We start from the raw sequence: 1,582 nt of genomic DNA, 5'->3' as shown, positions 1-1,582 counted from the left end.
CTTGTATGGTCAGTTACGTATTCTTTTTCTTGTTCCATATAAAATCATATGCTGTTTCAGTATCAAAAAATCACCTTTTTGCTCCAAGATTTTAAGATTTTTTCAAATAAACCACTGAGGCACCAGCCTTTTCGTTCCAAAATATAAGTTAAAAGCATTATTAGCTGATTCTAAATTGTTTCTTTCCATAAATTGAAAAACAGTATCAGCCGCAGTGGCTTGCATATTTTTAGGACAATGATTTATAATAATTTTGAGTGTAATTGCATGTTTGAGCAAAGCACCGTATTTGTTCATTATCTTGCGTTTTTTTCACAAAACTAAAATTTTGATTTTTTTGAGTATGCATCTGATAATATCTTTTTACACCTAGGCTTAATTTGGATAGTCCGATTCGCTGGGCTTTGGAAAAAGTTTTTTGATATATTTCCGAAAGTGTAGCTTCATCTAAATTATAAACTAAACTTAATTTTTGAATAAAATCACTTGTTTGATTGCAAGTTAAAGATGGTTTTTTGAAACGTTGGGGCAATTTTTGAAAAAATAATTTATAATCAAAAGCGTTATTTAAAAACTGTCTTGGAGAAGAATTTGTTTGGTTATTGGGACAAGTAAAATCAGTTGGTAAATCCATTTTTTGCACTTGAAACAAATCATCAAATTTTTTACTAATGTCTTGAAGAAAGCGTCCCAATTATTTTTTAGTATAAATTTCTTTACTAAAATGATTTTGCAAACTCAAAAAAGTAGCCTCCCACTTCAACGCTTAATAAAAAATTACTAAAAAGAGGGTCTTTAAAAAACTCTTGAGATCTGTATGGCAAATTAAGCCAATAAATTCCTTCTTGCCTTCTGAATTGCAAAAGTTTGGAGCAAATTAAGAGCTTCTAATTTTTCTTGTGCTTCTAAAAATCATTTTTTGAAACCGCACTCAAATCAAATAAAATTGATGTTGATAAAAATATTAGGTTTTAGAGTTGCTAAAATATGATAAATACCAAGCGCATGAGTGCCTATTAGTGGCTGATAAAGCAAACTTAGGCTTTGATGGTTCTAAGCGACAAAAACTGAATTTTTTATCGAAAAATTTAGATGACTAAGCGATAAAAACTCTTTTTAAAATATTGATCTATTTTATAGTTGAAAATAAATCAATTATAATGCTTTATTAGGATTATGATTTTGGACAACAGGACAAAGATAAGTACCTCTGCCGCCAACTTTGATTTTGATAATTTTAGTTTGACAGTTAATACAAAGGCTTATTAACTTTGCCATGCACTTGTAATTTTTTTTTTGAAAATAGCCTATAATGCATGGCTGAGATTCAAAAGTACTTACAGTATAGTTCCGCCCAGTTTAATGGCTTTGGTAAGTACTTTTTGAAATTGTATTTACAATTTCTTGCACTTGTTCCCAAAGACAGTTCATAGCTTTTAGTTTCAGGATGCAATTTTTACTAAAAACAAAACTTCATTAACATAAATATTGCCTAATCCAGAAATTATTTTTTGATTTAATAAAACTTTTTTCAAAGCGCTTTTGGTCTTTAATATTTTTTGATACAAAACAGCAATACGTA

General features: G+C 28.8%; 3 protein-coding genes. All 3 read right to left on the bottom strand.

Going from position 1 to position 1,582, the window contains the following annotated elements:
- Window positions 1–229: 229 nt before the first annotated feature.
- The 3 genes from ACEW7V_RS00650 to ACEW7V_RS00640 all read right to left on the bottom strand — a co-directional run bounded on the left by ACEW7V_RS00650 (window position 230) and on the right by ACEW7V_RS00640 (window position 1,535).
- Entirely contained in the window at window positions 230–694 is a 465-nt protein-coding gene (locus ACEW7V_RS00650) for a hypothetical protein (protein ID WP_374695555.1), read from the bottom strand.
- Between the two features lie 461 nt (window positions 695–1,155).
- Window positions 1,156–1,278 (bottom strand): zinc finger domain-containing protein, encoded by a 123-nt coding sequence (locus ACEW7V_RS00645; protein ID WP_374695554.1) that lies wholly within the window; start codon window positions 1,276–1,278, stop codon window positions 1,156–1,158.
- Window positions 1,279–1,442: 164 nt separating this feature from the next.
- On the bottom strand, window positions 1,443–1,535 hold the full coding sequence (locus tag ACEW7V_RS00640; RefSeq protein WP_374695711.1) for a hypothetical protein: 93 nt from the start codon (window positions 1,533–1,535) through the stop codon (window positions 1,443–1,445).
- Window positions 1,536–1,582: the final 47 nt, after the last annotated feature.

Source organism: Areca yellow leaf disease phytoplasma, from assembly GCF_041920595.1.
Note: the sequence above shows the minus strand (reverse complement) of the source record. Positions and strands in the feature narration are given on the sequence as shown.

Coding starts and splice junctions, on each gene's coding strand:
- ACEW7V_RS00645 (WP_374695554.1), bottom strand. CDS start 1,278: ATGGCAAAGTTAATAAGCCTTTGTATTAACTGTCAAACTAAAATTATC.